Raw genomic sequence first — 14,786 nt, 5'->3', positions numbered from 1 at the left:
TTATGCCAATAGAATTTTAATAACGTTTTGATGACAGATTGACAGCCCGAGTCAGATTTTATAAAGGTGTATCTGGTTATTGCGACCACTCCGTTGGCGTTCTGTCCCACCGGTGATTCTTGAGTTTCAGCCGAAGCGATTCTTCCAGGCGCTTACCATCGCTGGTGCCAATGTTGGCTTCTACATTTCGCACTTTACGCATGCCGGGGATGATGGTGTGCACATCGTCATTGCAAAGTATAAATCGAAGTGCCATCTCGGCCATCGTCATGCCTGCAGGAATCAACGGCTTTAACGCATCGGCATGATCGACACTGGCATGGAGGTTTTCAGGAACGAAGTAAGTAGAACGCCAGTCATCTTTCGGAAAAACAGTGTCTTTGGTAAGCATGCCGGTAAGCGTTCCTTCATCAAACGGCACGCGGGCGATTACACCAATATCAAGCTTGCGACACAATGGGAAAAGGTTGTCTTCAGGAGCCTGGTCGAAAATATTGTAGATCACTTGCACGGCATCGATCAATCCGGTTTGAAGCGTATTCAATACATTGTCGGGTTCCCAGCGATTAACGCTTATGCCGAAATATTTCACTTTGCCTTCGCGCTTCAATTTCTCGATGGCATTTTTCCATTCATCATGATTGGCCCAGCCATCTTCCCACACATGAAACTGCTGCAGGTCGATGCTGTCAACGTTCAAATTCTTTAAACTCTTTTCAGTATACTCAATGATGTGCGAAGCCGGGAAACATTCTTCCAACGTATACTCAGGCTTTGACGGCCATTTGAAATTTTTAGGTGGAATTTTGGTAGCGGCATATAATCTTTTGCCGGGGTGTTGCTTTATCACATCGCCCAGAATCTGTTCGCTCTTGCCAGCGCCATAGCCCCATGCTGTATCGAAGAAAGTACAGCCCAGTTCAATCGAGCGTGCCAGCGACTGATCTACTTCTTGCTTATCAGAGCCTGTCCATCCGGCCAGCCCCCACATGCCGTAGCCAATTTCGCTTACATTCCAGTTTGTTCTTCCAAATCGCCTGTATTGCATATCCAGTTATGTTATTGTGCGTTCACAAAAAGTTGATAGAGCGGCTCGTTGATATAGTAGTTCGCTGTTCCGAGTTTCTTCTTTACCAGTAATTTATCATCCGCAAGCTGATTGAGATAGTTGGCAGCTGTGATTCGACTCACATTCAGATCGTCCTGAAGAAATTCAATTTTTGTATAAGGATGTTTAAAAAGATTATTCAGAAGATCCTGACTGTAGAACTTGTAGTTGTTGCGGATGCGCTGTTTATACTGCATCATCAGCTCCTTTATATTTTGAATCAGCCGGATGCTCTCCAAAGAAGTTTTTTCTACTGCGTCCAGCATGAAGAGTACCCAGCTCTCCCAATCATTTTTATCGCGTATGCCTTGCAGATAGTTATAATATTCTGCCTTGTTTCGGTTAATATGCCGACTTAGGTATAAGATCGGAAACTGAAGCAGTTTTTTTTGTACCAGGTATAATATATTCAGAATCCTGCCAGTCCTACCGTTGCCATCATAGAAAGGGTGAATGCTTTCAAACTGAAAATGCATCACGGCCATCTTCACGAGCGGGTCTTCTGTGCTGAGCGTATCGTTATTGATGTATTGCTCCAGGTTGGCCATCAGCTCTACAATGGTATCGTAATGGTGTGGCGGTGTGTAGACCACTTCTCCGGTTCTGGCATTTTTGAGATTGGTGCCAGGCACTTTGCGATAACCAGCCTCATTCAATTCCATTGTTTTTTGAATCTCCAGAATGTGGTTGTTGGTTAGCAATCCATATTGGTTTACCAGAGCATAACCCTTCTTAAGCGCTGCCGCATAATTCTGCACTTCCTTTGCCGCGATGGTTTGAAGTCCCTCAAAGTTCAGCTCTGATTTGAACAGTTCGTCATCGGTAGTGATGATATTCTCAACGGCCGAGCTGTCTTTGGCTTCCTGTAGTGCCAGTGTACTGATCAGGATATTTTCATTCGGAATGGTGGAAGCAATGCCTTTGAACTCAGCGAGCGCACGATGAGCGTCTGCAAGCTTTTTCAGTACAGCCTTGCTTTCGATATCGAAGGGAGGAGGTAAGGGCCTTGGTTCCCAGGTCATTTGTAAAGAAATGTTAAAAAGCTTATCAAATGTAGCCAACTATGTAAAGATTTCTTGATTTTCTTTACAAAGCAAAATCCCTTTGATAAGGAAAAGCCTATTTTCTTACTTTTGCGACCGCAATTCGATTATCCGATACATTGGTAATGATTAATCTGTAACGAATAACGGATAACGCCTTCACAGCTATGAACCTCGAACAAGAGATATCCAAACGAAGAACCTTCGGAATTATAAGTCACCCGGATGCTGGTAAAACCACGCTTACCGAAAAGCTGCTGCTCTTTGGTGGTGCTATTCAGAAAGCCGGTGCTGTAAAGTCAAGTAAAATTAAAGACCATGCCCGCTCCGATTGGATGGAGATCGAGAAACAAAGAGGTATATCGGTGGCTACATCGGTAATGGGCTTTAACTATAAGGATGTAAAGATCAACCTGCTGGATACTCCCGGTCACCAGGATTTTGCTGAAGATACTTATCGCACACTTACGGCCGTAGATAGTGTAATCATGGTGATCGATTGTGTGAAAGGCGTTGAGATACAAACTGAAAAACTGATGGAAGTTTGCCGCATGCGCAACACGCCTGTGATCTGCTTCATCAACAAGCTCGACCGCGAAGGGCGCGATCCTTTTGAGTTGCTGGATGAGATCGAAGAAAAGCTTAATATAAAAGTACGTCCATTGAGCTGGCCCATTAGCATGGGAAAAACATTCAAGGGAGTATATAGCTTATACGAAAAGAGCCTTCATCTCTTTACACCCAGTAAAATAACGGTTGAAGAAGGAATTGAAATAACAGACATCAACAGCAATGTTGTTGATGACTATGTAGGGGAGACAAACGCCAAGCAACTGCGTGCCGATGTAGAATTGATTGAAGGTGTATACCCTGATTTTAATGTTGAAGATTACCTGGCAGGAAAAGTAGCGCCCGTATTCTTCGGCAGTGCTGTGAATAACTTTGGTGTGCAGGAATTGCTCGATACATTTATTCGTATAGCACCGCCTCCTGTGCCGCGCGAAACAACGGTACGCCTGGTGAAACCTGAAGAAAATAAATTCACGGGATTCATTTTCAAGATACACGCCAACATGGACCCCAAGCACCGTAACCGGATTGCGTTTCTGCGGATCTGCTCGGGTAAATTTGAGCGCGGCAGCAATTACCTTCATGTACGTCAGGATAAAGGTATACGCTTCTCGAATGCAACAGCCTTTATGGCACAAGATCGTGAAACGGTAGATGAGGCCTGGCCTGGCGATATCGTTGGTTTGTACGACACCGGAAACCTCAAGATTGGAGATACACTCACAACCGGAGAGAAGCTGATGTATACCGGTATACCAAGCTTCTCGCCCGAGATATTCAAGGAGGTGGTAAACATGGATGCCATGAAGACTAAACAACTTGAAAAAGGCCTGCTGCAGTTGATGGAAGAGGGCGTAGCGCAGTTGTTCACATACGAGCTGGGTAAAAAGAAAGCCGTGGGTGTTGTAGGCGCGCTTCAGTTCGAAGTAATTCAGTTTCGTTTGAAAAACGAGTATGGCGCATCGTGTCAGTTTGTGCCGCAGAATATATTTAAAGCGTGCTGGATCAGCAGCAAGGATCCGCAGAAGCTGGCGGAATTTATTGATTCGAAGCAGCGCCACATCGCCCGCGATAAAGACGACAAGCTGGTATTTATGGCAGAGTCGCGTGCATGGTTAAAAATGGTGCAGGACAATTTCCCGGATATAGAGTTTCATTTTACTTCTGAGTTTTAATCAGAAAGTGAAAATCTCTTTGAGATCAAATTTCAGATCGGGAAGCACGGAAGAAGAGACTTCTCCTTCCTTCACAAGGTATACATGGGGAGTGTCCGGATCGGCCTGATCGTGCTTGTATATTTCAAGTGTGTGATTGGCCGGGTCAACGATCCAGTACTCGCGAACGCCAATTTGCTGGTATACTTTCTTCTTCCGATTTCGATCGGTAAAAATGTTGGTGGGAGAGATGATCTCAACGATCAGGTCGGGCACGCCTTCTATACCTCTTTTGGTAATGATGCTTTTCTTCTCGGCAGAGATATATACCAGGCCTGGTTGAAATACGTTTTTGCGATCGATATATAAGTCAATGGGAGAGAAGAATGCCTTTCCGCCTGTTTTCTTTACTTCAGCTTTCAAAAAATCATTAAGATTACTGGCCACATCCTGATGATGCGGCGATGGTGATGGCGATATAACGAGTTCTCCTTTGATTAGCTCACAAGGGGTATTAGATTCTTCCAACTGCAGAAAGTCGTCAACCGTCCATTCGCGGCTTCGATCGATCGTTAATGTTTTTACATCCATCGGAAAAAATCTTTTATAAATATACCAACTTTTCAGAAGTTTGACCTGATTCATTGCCATGGCCAAAACAGAACCTTTTAGCGTAATCTTTGAAGATAATCACCTGCTGGTTGTCAATAAATCAAGCGGTGTATTGGTGCAGGGCGATGTTACCGGAGATATACCGTTGGTAGAGCTTTGCAAAGAGTACATCAAACAAAAATATAATAAGCCCGGAGCCGTCTTTTTAGGTGTGGTGCATCGTCTGGATCGGCCTGTAAGTGGTGTGGTGGTGCTGGCCCGTACATCCAAATCGCTGGAGCGCATGAATGCGTTGTTCCGGGAGAAAGAAACAACGAAAACATACTATGCTATTGTATCGGCAAAGCCGCCAAAGACTGAAGACACACTGGTGCATTGGTTGCTGAAGGACGAAAAGAAGAATAAAACAACAGCCTTCAAAAAAGAAACGATGGGAGCGCTTCGGTCGGAGCTTCGTTACAAAGTGCTTGCATCTGCACCCGGATGTTATTTGTTACAGGTTAATCCCGTAACAGGCAGGCCGCACCAGATACGGGTGCAGCTCGCAAGTATTGGTTGCGTGATTTGTGGTGACATAAAATATGGTGACGATCAACCAACGGATAACGGAAGTATTTATCTTCATGCCCGGAGGCTTTCATTTATTCACCCGGTAAAAAAAGAAATGGTGATGTTTGAAGCTCCCGTTCCCGATATGGGGTTGTGGAAATATTTCCCTGAAACCAATATATAGTTATGGCGAATACTTCTTGGATGGAGCGACTCAAGCAGCGATGGAAGCTGGGCAGTATTAGCCAGGTATTCGTTGTACTTGTAGTATTTGCCTGCACCGGATTCACGGTATTGTTTATAAAAAAACCAATTTTGGGTTTCCTTGCCGGAGAAAACGGCAACACAACGTTTGCATCTGTACTATACTATATATTTATTCTTCCGCTATATAACATCATTCTGTTGGCGTATGGTTTTCTTCTAGGGCAGTTCACATTTTTTTGGGAATTCGAAAAGCGCTCCGTTGGCAGGATTATTTCTGCTTTTCGAAGGACAAAAAAATAGTGGTTTATGAGAAATATTCTATTGCTGACAGGAGCAGTCCTGGTGATGTCGGCATGCTCTTCTCCCAGGTATACCTATAATTTTGATTATTACGATTATAACAGCGGTCGCAATCATAGCAAAGCGCAGAAGACAAAGTTTACAGATGATGCTAACCCTTTTATACTGGAAGAGCGGATGCTCGTGGCAAGTGCTTCTCCGGTAATATTAACCAAAGAAGATTTACCTGCCGAGGAAACAAAGAACACGCATGCTGCCAAAGCCACGAAAACAGAAAAAACGAAAACAGTAAAAGTAAAAACAGCCGAGGCCGCTTTGGCAGAAAAGAAGATAACTGCGGCTGAGAAAGAACACGCTGCATTGCTGGCAAAAAAATACAGGGAGCTCTCTAGATCACAGCGTAAAGAATTTCGTCAGGAGTTCAAAAAGCAGATTAAACAATACCTGGTGGCCAAACGAAACCGCGATCATGTGGCGGCTGCCAACGCAACGGGCGGCCTGGACTACGATCTGAAGATGGCCATTATTTTTGGAGCGGTGGGATTGACGCTGTCGTTGTTTGGAGGAATTAACGAAGCCTTCTGGATATTAGGCGTTATCGCCATAGTAGTTGGCGTGGTATTCCTCGTAAAATGGCTCGTGAGGCAATAATACAGAACACACCACTAAACTATATATATAAATAAACCCCGGGTTTTATGCCTGGGGTTTATCATGTTTAAGTTGTTTATCGTTTATGCTGCTATACCATCGGCCAGCAGGATAACCTTGTTCTTGAGTACTTCTACCACGCCTCCGGTAACCGTAATCTGGCGGGCGCCATCTTTACCCTTATATTCAACAATTCCTTCTTTCAACAAACTGATAAGGGGAGCATGATGATCCATTACCTGGAAGGAACCGTCAGCACCGGGAAAGGTGGCTATCGTTACATCGCCTTCAAATACTTTTTTCTCCGGTGTTAATATTTCGAGATGCATAATCTTTGATTGTAAGATTGTAAGATTAGAAAATTGAAAGATTAAAAAGACCGACAAATATTGTAATCTTCTAATCTTCCAATCTTTCAATAAGTCCTAGCCTTTTGCTTCAGCTAACATCTTCTCGCCTTTTTCAACGGCTTGTTCGATGCTACCAACAAGGTTGAACGCCATTTCGGGGAGGTGATCGTATTGACCATCCATGATCGCGTTAAAGCCTTTGATGGTGTCTTTGATATCTACCAGCACACCTTTCAAACCAGTGAAAGCTTCTGCTACGTGGAATGGTTGCGACAGGAAGCGCTGCACACGTCTTGCACGGTGTACTACCTGCTTGTCTTCGTCAGACAATTCGTCCATACCGAGGATCGCGATGATGTCTTGCAATTCTTTGTAACGCTGCAGAATGTTCTTTACACGCTGTGCGCAGTTATAGTGCTCTTCACCTACAATCTCCGGACGGAGGATGCGGGATGTAGAATCCAAAGGATCCACAGCAGGATAGATACCGAGCTCAGATATTTTACGGCTCAATACGGTTGTTGCATCCAAGTGGGCGAATGTTGTAGCAGGAGCAGGGTCAGTCAAGTCATCGGCAGGAACGTATACCGCCTGCACCGATGTGATAGAACCGTTTTTAGTAGAAGTAATGCGCTCTTGCATGGCACCCATTTCAGTTGCCAGCGTAGGCTGATAGCCCACGGCAGAAGGCATACGACCCAAGAGAGCCGATACTTCAGAACCTGCTTGTGTAAAGCGGAAGATATTATCTACGAAGAAGAGAATGTCGCGGCCTTTTCCTTTGCCATCACCATCGCGGAAGTATTCTGCAACGGTAAGACCAGACAACGCCACACGGGCACGTGCTCCGGGAGGTTCGTTCATCTGTCCGAACACGAAGGTTGCTTTTGAGTCAGCCAGTTTTTGGTCGTCTACTTTAGAAAGATCCCATCCGCCAGCGTGAAGTGATTTCAGGAACTCTTCACCGTAATTTACGATACCTGCTTCGATCATCTCGCGCAACAGGTCATTTCCTTCACGTGTTCTTTCACCCACACCCGCAAACACAGAAAGACCAGAATATGCTTTCGCGATGTTATTGATCAGTTCCTGGATCAATACGGTTTTACCCACACCGGCACCACCGAACAATCCGATCTTACCACCTTTTGCATACGGTTCGATCAGGTCAATTACTTTAATACCGGTAAAAAGAACTTCTGTGGAAGTTGAAAGATCTTCAAAAAGAGGAGCCGGGCGGTGAATAGGAAGTGCCTGGTCGCCTTTAGGTTGTTTAATACCGTCAATGGCTTCACCCACTACGTTGAAAAGACGTCCTTTGATATCCTCACCGATCGGCATTTTGATAGGCGATCCGGTGTCTGTAACCTTCATACCCCGTACCAGGCCTTCAGTACCTTCCATCGAGATGGTACGAACACGGTCTTCGCCAAGGTGCTGCTGGCATTCCAGAATTACTTTGGTGCCATCTGCTTTTGTTACTTCGAGTGAATCTAGGATGTTGGGTAACTTAGCACCTTCGCCATCAAAGGCTACGTCTACTACAGGGCCAATTACCTGGGTGATCTTTCCAATATTTGCCATTGTCTGTTGTTTTATAAATCAGGGTTCTGAAATCGACCGCAAAAGTAGGCAGTAACAGATGAAGAACAAAGGCCCCGGAACTAATTCTTAAGCTAATTATAAGGTTCTTCAGCGTGCCTTGGCACAACTCAATTCAGCAGGAAAAAACCGCGTTTGTAAGCCATCAGGCAGCATTGAGCACAATGCGGAAAGTAGTGCCCTGATTCTCTTCAGAAGATTTTACGAAAATTTTGCCGTTGTGGTATGTTTCGATAATTCGTTTGGCCAGCGTGAGTCCCAAGCCCCAGCCTCGTTTCTTCGTAGTAAAACCTGCCCGGAAAACCGAATCGATCTTGGAGCGCGGAATGCCTTTGCCGGTATCCGAAACATCGATGAAAACTTTTCCTTCGTTGCCGCGCAGAATCTTTATGGCAATGGTGCCGGTGCTGCCCATAGCGTCTACCGAATTTTTGCTGAGATTCTCGATCACCCACTCAAAAAGCGGAGCATGCACGTTGGCGTAAATGTTATCCGACAAGGTGAATACTTCCATACGGATTTTGGACGAAACCCGCGGCCGCAGATAATTCACAACGTTGTGGATAAGGGTTACTACGTTCTCTTTCTTGAGCGTTGGTGTCGACCCAATGCTCGAGAAACGCTCGGTAACAATGCGAAGCTTTTGAATATCTTTTTCAAGTTCTTCCACAACACCTTTCTCCTGCATGTCGGAATCTTCGCGGATCACCTCCATCCACGCCATAAGCGATGATATAGGCGTGCCAAGCTGATGGGCGGTTTCTTTGGCAAGCCCTACCCATACGCGGTTCTGCTCGGCCATCTTCGAATAATTGAATGCCAGGAAGGATATGAAACCAAACAGCGCAATAACGGAAAGCTGTATATACGGATAAGCAATGAGCTGCTTGAGGAGAAATGAATTTTTATAGTAGATAAACTGCGTGCCGAATACCTCACCTGTCTGCGGGTCGCGCAAGGTAACGGTGATGGGTTCGTATGTCTCTTTCATCACCGTCATTTCGCTCCGTAGAAACTCTTCCTTTCTTTTTTGCGGCCACGATTCGAGTATATCCAGATTTCGATACGACAATACTTTGCCGTGGGCATCGGCCTGAATGATGGGAATGGAATTATTTTGAAACAGGATTTCCTGCGCTATAAAATTTACATCGCCATAGGTGTCTTCTTCGTTGGCGGTATATTCAATGGCTTTTGCGTAGAGCTGAACCTGTTGCCGCTCGCGGCCTTTCAGCTGGTCTACCAGTATTTTGGTATAGTAGATAGATCCTGTGCTGATTAATATCGATACGATTAGTACAACCCATTTTACAGCGGTGTTGCTTTGATAAAAACCGAGACCTGGTATGGAAGTCTTCTTGCTCATTCGTGTCGTGAAAAGTAAATAAAAAACCAGATGTATGCCTACACCTGGTTTATAATACTACGAAAGTCTGAATGCTAGTTCTTCATCATAAACCACTTTGCCAATACTTTGTAATTCACTTTGGTGCCGTGCATCAGGATGCCTACGCGGTAAATGCGGCCTGCGATCCAGGTGGTGAAAATAAAACCACCAATCAAAAGTAATTGCGAAAGGATAAGTTGCCATGGAGGTACACCAAAACCGATACGCCCCATCATGGCAATAGGAGAGGTAAATGGAATAATGGAAAGCCACACACTGATAGGTCCCTGCGGATCTTTTAGTATGAACATGAACAAGCTCATGTACGAAATCAACATTGGAATGGTGATGGGGAACATGAACTGTTGTGCTTCTGCCGGACTATCCACTGCAGAGCCAACGGCAGCAAACAGCGCACCGTATAACAGGTAGCCCCCCAGGAAGTAGAAGATAAAGCAGGAACCGATATACATCCACGGTAAAGACATGAATTGCTCCAGGTTCTGCGAAAGCTTCGAGGTGGCTGCCGCCTGTTGTGCGGCCACTTCTGCAGATATCTGCTGCATGGCCTGTTGTTGTGGAGGATCGACACCTAGTGCACCTAAAACACCGAAGGTTAACGTAGTCATCAATACGATCCAGATGAGAAACTGCAATAATCCTACCGATGCCAGACCAATAATCTTGCCCATCATCAATTGAAAAGGTTTAACAGACGATACGATAACCTCTACTACCTTGCTGGTTTTCTCTTCAATGATACCCTGCATGATCTGGGCACCGTAAATGAAGATAAACATATACATGAGGATACCTGCGGCCATGCCTATACCGGCAAGAATAAAAGAGTCGCTCGACTTTTCTTCCGTACCGCTTACGGTATTGATCGTTACTTCTGTTTTGAGGTCATCCAGCAACTTCTGGTCTATCTTTAATGCTTGCATTTTTAAATCCCGCAGTTGCGTTTCAAACATGCGCTCAATGCTGGAAATATCATCTATACTTGGCGATATTTTAGTGTATAGCGTGATGCCTTGTGGCTTCTCGGGTGTTATTGCCGGTATATATAAAAAGCCAAAATCATCAGTGGCTTTATACGCTGTTTTGCCTTCTGTGAGCGTTCCGTGAAATTCTTTAAATATATACTTTGATGAGTCTGGCTTGAAGAGCTTTGATTCATCGATGTAGTGTATAACTTCTTTCTGCCTGTTCTTTTCCTGCTCCTTGGCTATATATACAAGTAAGGCAATGATGGCCGGGAAGATGAGCGGAATAAGAATGGTGGCAATCAGGAACGATTTCTTCTGCACGCGGTTCAGAAACTCGCGTTGAACAATAAGCCATATCTTATTCATCGGAACCTCCTTTTACTAACGTGATAAATATCTCACTCATGGTGGGTACTTTTTCGGAGAAGCTGTGTACTTCGGTAATGTCGGTAAGATCGCGGATCAATTTATTCGGGCTTGTTGCCGGATTTACTTTAATCAGTGATTTAAAGTATGTGTCTTCCAGATTTTTCTGTTCCAGTAATTCGTATGGTCCGGATAATGTAAATATACCTTTGTGCTCCACCACGTATGTGTTGCTGCGATACGCTTCTTTCACTTGTTTCTTGGAGCCTTCCAGAATCTTTTTTGAGTTATTGATCAACGCTATATGATCGCAGAGATCTTCTACCGTTTCCATGCGGTGCGTTGAGAAAATAATAGTACAGCCTTTTTGCTTTAGCTCGTGAATTTCGTTGGTGATGAGTTGAGCATTTACCGGATCGAAACCAGAGAAGGGTTCGTCCAGAATGATGAGGCGTGGTTCATGCATCACCGTGCTGATGAACTGAATCTTCTGCGCCATGCCTTTGCTCAGATCTTCTACTTTCTTGTTCCACCAGTCCATGATATCAAACTTCTTGATCCACTCTTTACTTTTTGCTACGGCATCTTTACGGCTAAGGCCTTTTAGTTGTGCGAAGTATGTAAGCTGCTCACCTACTTTCAGTTTTTTATAGAGGCCCCGCTCTTCGGGTAAATACCCGATTGTGCCCACGTGCCGGGTCTGAAGCTTTTCTCCAAACAGCGTAATGTCTCCACTGTCGGCAGTAATGATTTGGTTGATGATGCGGATGAGGGTTGTTTTACCTGCTCCGTTGGGTCCGAGCAATCCAAATATAGTTTGCTGCGGAATGGTGATGCTCACCTGATCAAGCGCTACATGGTTGGTATAACGCTTGGTCACATTGTTGGCGATTAATGCTTCCACGAATAGAGGTTAGTTTGATACCACGAGTTAGTATCAATACTCGTAAAAGAATTACTGGAAGCGAACGAAATCTTTGAAAATCTTTGATGGCGCACCGCTAAGTACCGGGTGCTATTATGGCTGGTTGCCCTCTTTAAAAATGATGTTGCCCATCGATACATCCAGATCGAAGGTTAATAACGTAGTGCCTTTCGGATCTTTGTTATAGGCCGCATTGGCAAAGGTGCCATCACTGATCTTGGTAAGGCTGGAAGGTACTTTTACACTGCACAACCAGGAATCGTGAATTTTTACCAGTACAGGAGTTTCTTTCTGTGGAAGAATGATTACGAGATTGCCTGCACCTACACTACCCTTGATACGGTTTCTTACAAGTGGTTTATTGCTGAAATCCAACGTCATATTACCGAAGCCTACATCGGCTAATACGAAGCGGGTGCGCGATAAATTCAGGTTCCTGACATTTACAGAGCCCAGGTCAACCTTCACGGAGAAGGTATCCATATCGATCTGGTTTTCGAGCGAGGATGTATAGCCAACGTTTACATTGGCACTGCCGGAATTAATTTTTAGCTTTTTAATAGCAAGACCGGAAAGATCTACATTGGCGTTTCCCACACCATAGTTCAACTCCAGGAAATACGGTTTCATGTCGGTGAGGTACATCTTCCAGAGTTTGTCGTCTGACGTCTTTTCGGCAGAACCAAAAAAGTTGGCTGAAATAGACTGACCTAAGGTTTCCGATTGATTTTCTTCGAGGTTAAGAAGTACTTCGCAGGTTTTACCTTTTACTTCTTTACGGAAATTATGGGCGTATGAAGTTTCTGTCTGATTACTGAAAACGTTTAGAATCTCAGGATTCTGACTCGGTTTTATATAGCAATTGCCACTATTGGCTTTGAGACTAAGCCTGATATTTTCGCACGACTGGGTATCTTCCACGGTGAATTGCTTCTTGATCTGTCCGCACACGATCCCTGCCAGGGCAATTCCGCAACATGTTAACCATATCTTCTTATGCATGCTGAATAATTACGGCCTCATGATCCGTAGGTTACATGGTGTAAGGTTAAACTCTATTTTAAACAAAAAATCCCCGCTTTAGCGTAATATCTAAAACGGGGATTAGGAAGAAATGGATTACTTTTTTAATTAAAATATTCCTTCATGCGCTCAAAAAAGCCTTTTTCGCCGGCTTCCGGATGTGGTTGGAAATTAGGAGATTCGCGCAGGCTCTCCAGCTTAGCTCTTTCTTCTGATGTCAGTTTTTTAGGTGTCCAGACGTTTACGTAGATCAGTTGATCGCCTGTTTCATAGCCATTTACGTCTTTTAAGCCTTTTCCGCGCAGGCGGAGGATTTTTCCACTCTGTGTGCCCGGGTCGATCTTGATCTTGACCTTGCCGTTTACCGATGGAACTTCTACGGAAGTACCCAAAGCGGCATCAATCACACTTATATATAACTCGAAAATCAGGTTGTTGCCATCGCGCTTAAGCTGCTTGTCTTCCTGCTCTTCAATCAGAATGAGCAGATCACCCGCAACACCGCCCGGAGCTTCATTACCCTTGCCCGACATGGCTAGTTGCATGCCTTCGCCAACGCCGGCAGGAATTTTTACGCTCAATATTTCTTCTTTGGACACCAGGCCCGAGCTGTCTACACCAGCCGGCCGCTTGTCAATAATCTGACCGGAGCCATCGCAGTTTGAACAGGTAGTTGCCGATACCATTTGGCCCAGCATGGTGTTTACTACCTTTTTTAACTGGCCTGTGCCGTGGCAGGTAGGACACGTTTTGAAGGTTACGCCTTCTGCCCGTACCAAACGGTTTACTTTTATTTTCTTCTCAACACCGTTGGCAATCTCATCAAGCGAAAGCTTCAGTTTGATGCGAAGGTTCGTGCCTTTACGTTGGCGCCTTCCTCCGGAACTACCTCCGCCACCAAAGAAACTGTCAAACGGACTTCCGCCTCCAAAAATATCTCCAAACTGACTGAAGATATCTTCCATATTCATATTGTGTCCGCCAAAACCACCGTTGCCCGGCATGGAATGTCCGTAACGATCGTACTTCGCTCGTTTGTCGGCATCACTCAATACTTCGTAGGCTTCTGCAGCTTCCTTAAATTTTTCTTCCGCCTCCTTGTTGCCCGGGTTTTTATCAGGGTGGAATTGGATAGCAACTTTACGGTAAGCTTTCTTGATCTCCTCTTGTGTTGCTCCCTTGCTTACGCCTAGTATTTCGTAAAAATCTCTTTTGGTAGACATTGTGTTAGTATTGTTGAAAGTGTAACGTGCCGAAGCCGTATCAATAGGTTTAGCTTCCTACTACTACTTTGGCAAAACGGATCACTTTATCGTTCAGTAAATATCCTTTTTCGACTACATCTACGATCTTGCCTTTCAGCTTTTCTTCCGGTGCCGGAATTTGAGTAATGGCCTCGTGCAAGTCGGGGTTAAATTCGCTGCCGGCTCCTGCTTCCATTACTTTTACACCATATTGGTCAAGTGTCTTTTTAAACTTGGTATAGATCAAAAAGAATCCTTCCATATCTTTTGATTCTGTTCCTTTGAAAGACTTTTCTGCTCTTTCAAAATCATCAGCTACCGGGAGCAGTGCTTTGATAAGCTGTTCATTGGCCGATTGTATCAGTTCCAGTTTTTCCTTGGATGTTCTGCGTCTGAAATTTTCAAACTCGGAATACAACCGCAGGTATTTATCTTTTTGTTCGGCCAACTCACTCTGAACCTTCGCCAGTTCTGCCTGGTTGTCGCCTTCTTTTGCGTCAGGCTTCACCTCTGCAGCTTCATTGGCAGGCACATTGTCAGTCACCGCTTCGTTGTTTTCTGAAAGTATCTCTTCGTTTTGATTCATAGCCATTCTTTACCTTTTGGTTCTGAAATTTTTAAAACTGGTTAGGTCAGGGCGCAAAGGTCAACAATTTTGCCAAAGACATTTTAATGCCAAACTGACATTTTGGGAAATGCCGATGCG

15 protein-coding genes are annotated in these 14,786 nt (G+C 44.7%); 4 read left to right on the top strand and 11 right to left on the bottom strand.

All coding sequences use genetic code 11. The annotated features are described in order from the left end of the window. Nucleotides 1-76 precede the first annotated feature (76 nt). Together V7Q33_RS05140 and V7Q33_RS05135 are read right to left on the bottom strand one after the other, a co-directional pair. The gene (locus tag V7Q33_RS05140; protein ID WP_331974682.1) at nt 77-1,048 is read right to left on the bottom strand and encodes an aldo/keto reductase; all 972 of its coding nucleotides are present in this window, start codon (nt 1,046-1,048) and stop codon (nt 77-79) included. An 11-nt stretch (nt 1,049-1,059) separates the two neighbouring features. After that, nucleotides 1,060-2,130 (bottom strand): Fic family protein, encoded by a 1,071-nt coding sequence (locus tag V7Q33_RS05135; RefSeq protein ID WP_333819113.1) that lies wholly within the window; start codon nt 2,128-2,130, stop codon nt 1,060-1,062. Between the two features lie 188 nt (nt 2,131-2,318). Between V7Q33_RS05135 and V7Q33_RS05130 the strand changes: the two genes are divergently transcribed. Further along, nucleotides 2,319-3,896 carry a peptide chain release factor 3 gene (locus tag V7Q33_RS05130; RefSeq protein WP_331974686.1) on the top strand — a complete coding sequence of 526 codons (1,578 nt, stop codon included), beginning with the start codon at nt 2,319-2,321 and terminating at the stop codon, nt 3,894-3,896. On the opposite strand, the gene V7Q33_RS05125 is transcribed toward V7Q33_RS05130, so the two are convergent. Further along, entirely contained in the window at nt 3,897-4,466 is a 570-nt protein-coding gene (locus tag V7Q33_RS05125) for a Uma2 family endonuclease (protein WP_333819111.1), read from the bottom strand. A gap of 58 nt (nt 4,467-4,524) precedes the next feature. On the opposite strand from V7Q33_RS05125, the gene V7Q33_RS05120 reads away from it, so the two are divergent. The 3 genes from V7Q33_RS05120 to V7Q33_RS05110 are packed head-to-tail and all read left to right on the top strand — an operon-like array spanning nt 4,525 to nt 6,194. Next, nucleotides 4,525-5,220, top strand: a complete 696-nt coding sequence (locus V7Q33_RS05120; RefSeq protein WP_333819110.1) for an RluA family pseudouridine synthase — start codon at nt 4,525-4,527, stop codon at nt 5,218-5,220. A gap of 2 nt (nt 5,221-5,222) precedes the next feature. Continuing rightward, a complete protein-coding gene (locus V7Q33_RS05115; RefSeq protein ID WP_331974692.1) occupies nt 5,223-5,543 on the top strand; it encodes a DUF6787 family protein in 321 nt (106 codons plus the stop codon). Between the two features lie 6 nt (nt 5,544-5,549). Next, nucleotides 5,550-6,194, top strand: a complete 645-nt coding sequence (locus tag V7Q33_RS05110; protein WP_333819108.1) for a hypothetical protein — start codon at nt 5,550-5,552, stop codon at nt 6,192-6,194. Nucleotides 6,195-6,277: 83 nt separating this feature from the next. On the opposite strand, the gene atpC is transcribed toward V7Q33_RS05110, so the two are convergent. From atpC to V7Q33_RS05070, 8 genes are all read right to left on the bottom strand, one after another. Beyond that, nucleotides 6,278-6,523, bottom strand: a complete 246-nt coding sequence (gene atpC, locus V7Q33_RS05105; protein WP_331974696.1) for an ATP synthase F1 subunit epsilon — start codon at nt 6,521-6,523, stop codon at nt 6,278-6,280. A gap of 96 nt (nt 6,524-6,619) precedes the next feature. Then, entirely contained in the window at nt 6,620-8,128 is a 1,509-nt protein-coding gene (gene atpD, locus V7Q33_RS05100) for a F0F1 ATP synthase subunit beta (protein ID WP_331974698.1), read from the bottom strand. Between the two features lie 163 nt (nt 8,129-8,291). Beyond that, nucleotides 8,292-9,512, bottom strand: coding sequence for a sensor histidine kinase (locus V7Q33_RS05095; RefSeq protein WP_333819107.1), 1,221 nt, complete (start codon nt 9,510-9,512; stop codon nt 8,292-8,294). 74 nt (nt 9,513-9,586) lie between these two features. Beyond that, entirely contained in the window at nt 9,587-10,888 is a 1,302-nt protein-coding gene (locus V7Q33_RS05090) for an ABC transporter permease (RefSeq protein WP_333819105.1), read from the bottom strand. Next, nucleotides 10,881-11,792 (bottom strand): ABC transporter ATP-binding protein, encoded by a 912-nt coding sequence (locus V7Q33_RS05085; RefSeq protein ID WP_333819103.1) that lies wholly within the window; start codon nt 11,790-11,792, stop codon nt 10,881-10,883. The genes V7Q33_RS05090 and V7Q33_RS05085 overlap by 8 nt, the downstream gene beginning before the upstream one ends. 114 nt (nt 11,793-11,906) lie before the next feature. Continuing rightward, a complete protein-coding gene (locus V7Q33_RS05080) occupies nt 11,907-12,815 on the bottom strand; it encodes a hypothetical protein (RefSeq protein ID WP_331974706.1) in 909 nt (302 codons plus the stop codon). Nucleotides 12,816-12,940: 125 nt separating this feature from the next. Continuing rightward, on the bottom strand, nt 12,941-14,059 hold the full coding sequence (dnaJ, locus tag V7Q33_RS05075; RefSeq protein ID WP_331974708.1) for a molecular chaperone DnaJ: 1,119 nt from the start codon (nt 14,057-14,059) through the stop codon (nt 12,941-12,943). A gap of 49 nt (nt 14,060-14,108) precedes the next feature. Then, nucleotides 14,109-14,666, bottom strand: coding sequence for a nucleotide exchange factor GrpE (locus tag V7Q33_RS05070; RefSeq protein WP_333819101.1), 558 nt, complete (start codon nt 14,664-14,666; stop codon nt 14,109-14,111). Nucleotides 14,667-14,786: the final 120 nt, after the last annotated feature.

It is taken from the genome of Ohtaekwangia sp. (genome assembly GCF_036786105.1).
Lineage (GTDB): Bacteria > Bacteroidota > Bacteroidia > Cytophagales > Cyclobacteriaceae > Ohtaekwangia.
The sequence above is the reverse complement of the archived record's forward strand: the minus strand, read 5'-3'. Positions and strand labels throughout refer to the sequence as shown.

Bases quoted from the DNA above. Each gene is read 5' to 3' on its own strand.
- V7Q33_RS05110 (WP_333819108.1), top strand. From the start codon at position 5,550: ATGAGAAATATTCTATTGCTGACAGGAGCAGTCCTGGTGATGTCGGCA.
- V7Q33_RS05140 (WP_331974682.1), bottom strand. From the start codon at position 1,048: ATGCAATACAGGCGATTTGGAAGAACAAACTGGAATGTAAGCGAAATT.
- dnaJ (WP_331974708.1), bottom strand. From the start codon at position 14,059: ATGTCTACCAAAAGAGATTTTTACGAAATACTAGGCGTAAGCAAGGGA.
- atpD (WP_331974698.1), bottom strand. From the start codon at position 8,128: ATGGCAAATATTGGAAAGATCACCCAGGTAATTGGCCCTGTAGTAGAC.
- V7Q33_RS05120 (WP_333819110.1), top strand. From the start codon at position 4,525: ATGGCCAAAACAGAACCTTTTAGCGTAATCTTTGAAGATAATCACCTG.
- V7Q33_RS05115 (WP_331974692.1), top strand. From the start codon at position 5,223: ATGGCGAATACTTCTTGGATGGAGCGACTCAAGCAGCGATGGAAGCTG.
- V7Q33_RS05125 (WP_333819111.1), bottom strand. From the start codon at position 4,466: ATGGATGTAAAAACATTAACGATCGATCGAAGCCGCGAATGGACGGTT.
- atpC (WP_331974696.1), bottom strand. From the start codon at position 6,523: ATGCATCTCGAAATATTAACACCGGAGAAAAAAGTATTTGAAGGCGAT.
- V7Q33_RS05070 (WP_333819101.1), bottom strand. From the start codon at position 14,666: ATGAATCAAAACGAAGAGATACTTTCAGAAAACAACGAAGCGGTGACT.
- V7Q33_RS05135 (WP_333819113.1), bottom strand. From the start codon at position 2,130: ATGACCTGGGAACCAAGGCCCTTACCTCCTCCCTTCGATATCGAAAGC.
- V7Q33_RS05080 (WP_331974706.1), bottom strand. From the start codon at position 12,815: ATGCATAAGAAGATATGGTTAACATGTTGCGGAATTGCCCTGGCAGGG.
- V7Q33_RS05095 (WP_333819107.1), bottom strand. From the start codon at position 9,512: ATGAGCAAGAAGACTTCCATACCAGGTCTCGGTTTTTATCAAAGCAAC.
- V7Q33_RS05130 (WP_331974686.1), top strand. From the start codon at position 2,319: ATGAACCTCGAACAAGAGATATCCAAACGAAGAACCTTCGGAATTATA.
- V7Q33_RS05090 (WP_333819105.1), bottom strand. From the start codon at position 10,888: ATGAATAAGATATGGCTTATTGTTCAACGCGAGTTTCTGAACCGCGTG.